The organism is Clostridia bacterium, from assembly GCA_014360065.1.
GTDB lineage: Bacteria > Bacillota > DSM-521 > Neomoorellales > JACIYF01 > JACIYF01.
Genome location: JACIYF010000200.1, coordinates 1 through 2869, shown reverse-complemented (window position 1 = coordinate 2869; position 2869 = coordinate 1). Strand labels below are relative to the sequence as shown.

General features: G+C 52.7%; 5 protein-coding genes. All 5 read left to right on the top strand.

Annotated features, from left to right (window positions below):
- Positions 1 to 895: hypothetical protein (locus H5U02_14940; protein ID MBC7343716.1), on the top strand; the 895-nt coding region annotated here is incomplete at its 5' end.
- Positions 896 to 1509: 614 nt separating this feature from the next.
- A complete protein-coding gene (locus tag H5U02_14935) occupies positions 1510 to 1746 on the top strand; it encodes a ribbon-helix-helix protein, CopG family (protein MBC7343715.1) in 237 nt (78 codons plus the stop codon).
- Between the two features lie 4 nt (positions 1747 to 1750).
- Positions 1751 to 2164, top strand: coding sequence for a putative toxin-antitoxin system toxin component, PIN family (locus H5U02_14930; protein ID MBC7343714.1), 414 nt, complete (start codon positions 1751 to 1753; stop codon positions 2162 to 2164).
- On the top strand, positions 2164 to 2367 hold the full coding sequence (locus tag H5U02_14925; GenBank protein MBC7343713.1) for a hypothetical protein: 204 nt from the start codon (positions 2164 to 2166) through the stop codon (positions 2365 to 2367). The genes H5U02_14930 and H5U02_14925 overlap by 1 nt, the downstream gene beginning before the upstream one ends.
- An 84-nt stretch (positions 2368 to 2451) precedes the next feature.
- A partial coding sequence (locus H5U02_14920; protein MBC7343712.1) for a plasmid pRiA4b ORF-3 family protein occupies positions 2452 to 2869 on the top strand: 418 nt, incomplete at its 3' end.

Genomic DNA, 2869 nt, shown 5'->3' with positions numbered 1-2869 from the left:
ATGGCGATTGGTTCGATCTAACGGGTACAAGAAGGTATTGTACTTCTGTAATCTCCGGGAATCGGTGGAAGCAGTTGCCAGCCAGATCGTGCCTCTATGGCGTCCTTACCCGGTGCTGGTACACCACGGAAGCCTAAGTAGACAGCTACGAGAGGAAACGGAGTCAGCAATGAAGGAAGCACGGGTTGCAGCGTGTGTGGCTACCTCCACTCTGGAAATCGGCATCGATATCGGTGACATCGACCTAATAGTACTTGCCGAGGCACCCTGGAGCATCGCATCGCTAATTCAGCGGGTTGGGAGAGGTAACCGGCGGGAAAGCACCATCCGGGTAGCGGCCATCGCGCACTCTCCGGAAGAGAGAATACTACTAGAAGCGATGCTGGATACAGCATCGAGCGGCCTTTTACCACCAGAACCATACCAGCCGGATTATTCTGTTGCCGTACAACAAATATTTTCCCTTCTCTACCAACATCGCGATGGTGTCGCAGAGGAAGTACTCCTAGAATTGGTTGGAATCCTCCTTGGCTCAAACCAAGCTGCTAGTTTGCTCCAACACCTGCAAAGCTGTGGCTGGATACATCGGGTGGGACGAGTATGGGTTGCATCAACGGCCTTAATAGACATGGGCGATAGGGGGCAAATCCATTCCAACATTCCTAGCTCAGAAACCTACAAAGTGTTAGACATTGACTCAGGTGCAATGATCGGGACTGTCGCCGGCACGGTGGATGAAGTCTTTGTATTGGCCCGGCGAGCTTGGCAGATACAGTCAGTCTCTGAGGGTACAATAAGGGTTAGGCGATTTAAGGGCCAAGCTTCGGCGGCATTGTTCGGGAAACACCGGAATATAGGTGCGTTTCACAGGCTCTTGCCGCCTCAGCTCAGGTAGTTCCCTCGTGGCGTTGGGCACCTGGGACTGTCTCCTCTCCCTTGGGCTGCGGGAGTGCCACCAGTCTGACGCTGGTTCTCAGGAACTGCGGTGCTCAGAGGATTCTATTGGGCGCTGGCGGGCGTGGCGAATGGCCACTACCGCGAGATAAGGCGGCGAAACGCCCTCAAAGGCGATAACCAAGGGACAGAAGGAGCACCTTCGGGGTTAATTTCAGGTGCCCGGCACCTTTGCTTAATTCTGGGCAGGAACTTGGCCACGTTCCATTGAATATCTCAAGGTTCACTTGGCCATGCGGTTGGAGACTGCATACGATTCAACTAGCAGCCTTGCTCTTAGCATCGGCTTTTTGTAATTGGGCGACAGTCTTTATGGGCCCAAAATGAAGGTCCTTCCGAACGGGAGGAAGCTGCGCAAGTTTTTGATTGAAATAAGGGTGAACAGAGAGGCGAACAGGCCTTATAGTGCTGTGGCACCTCGCTAGCCTCGCCATCTACATCAGGGTTGGTACCTCTTGTCTGGATTGGCCTAAATTATTGACGTCTTCCGGGGAGTATGCTATGGTTCAATTACCGGGTATTACTAAGTAATACTCCATGTGGAGGCGGTTAAGAATGCGTGACACGGTTATCTGGACCATCTCCCTCCCACCTCAGATGGCCCAAAAGGCGGAAGAGGCCGCAAGGAGAGAAAGCCGCACTCGCAGCGAACTGGTAAGGGAAGCCTTGCGCCAGTATATGGCTGCGAGAGAATGGGAGCACATGCAGGCCAGGGCTTCAAGCCGGGCGAGAGAGATGGGTGTTCTTAGCGAGAGTGATGTGGAAGATATGATAGATACGACAAGGAATTGAGCCCATGAGAGCGGTCCTGGATACTAACGTGCTGCTATCTGCCCTTCTCTTTCCGGGCGGAAGCCCGGATTTAGACTTTAAGGCTGCCCTTCAAGGCAAGTACGAGCTAGTATTGAGCCCTTTCATTTTGCAAGAACTGACCCGTATACTTGAAGAAAAGTTCGACTATCCCGCGGATGAAGCTGTTGCCGTAGCGGAATTCGTGAGAGACGCCGCCTCGCTAGTTGTTGAGCCTTCCGCAGTTCCGCAACTGATTTCCCCTAAGAAAGATGACAACCACATCCTGGCTTGCGCCGTACAGGCTCAGGCCGATTATCTTGTGACGGGCGATATGAGACATATTTACCCGCTTGGAAGAATAGGCGAAACCAGAATTGTCTCTCCCGCCGAATTTTTGAGGGAGCTGGAAAAAGGTTGATGTCTAACGAAAGCCTAGCCCTGGGTAGTCAAAAAGGAAAAACCGGAGGGGGGAGGGCTCTGGAAAAAGTAATGCGCTACGCGACCCAGAGGGGGCCGCGCGTGAAGAAATACAACCGCATTGAAAAAGCCATGGGCAAACCGGTTGCGAGGGGAATGGAGGAAATTGACGCTTCTGAACGAATACGAGGAAGAAGAAGATGAAGCATCATGAACAGGGTTGGTGCCGATACCTGGTAGTTATTGACAGAGGCAAGACTCAAATATCCTAGGCAGGGGGAGAGACGCATGGTGAGGCAAGAAACTGGCCCGGAGTTGGCAGTGTACCAGTTTAAGGTTACTCTGAAAGGTATCCGCCCGCCCATCTGGCGCAGGTTCCAGGTGACCAATAACATCACTCTCTATAAGCTGCACCTAGTGCTGCAGAGAGTAATGGGCTGGGACAATTACCATCTTTATCAGTTCTTTATCCAAGGAATCTCCTACGGCGACCCCGATCCTGATTACGGCTTGACTGATGTGAACGCCAGGAAGGTTAGGCTCTGGCAAGTGTTGACTGAGCCTAAGATGAAATTCGTCTACCAGTACGATTTCGGCGATGACTGGCGACACGAGGTGGTGCTCGAGAAAACACTGCCCCCGGTTGAGGGCACTCAATACCAGCTGGACGGGCTGGCGGACATCTCCCACCCAGAGCTTGGTTGGA

Coding starts and splice junctions, on each gene's coding strand:
- H5U02_14935 (MBC7343715.1), top strand. CDS start 1,510: ATGCGTGACACGGTTATCTGGACCATCTCCCTCCCACCTCAGATGGCC.
- H5U02_14930 (MBC7343714.1), top strand. CDS start 1,751: ATGAGAGCGGTCCTGGATACTAACGTGCTGCTATCTGCCCTTCTCTTT.
- H5U02_14925 (MBC7343713.1), top strand. CDS start 2,164: ATGTCTAACGAAAGCCTAGCCCTGGGTAGTCAAAAAGGAAAAACCGGA.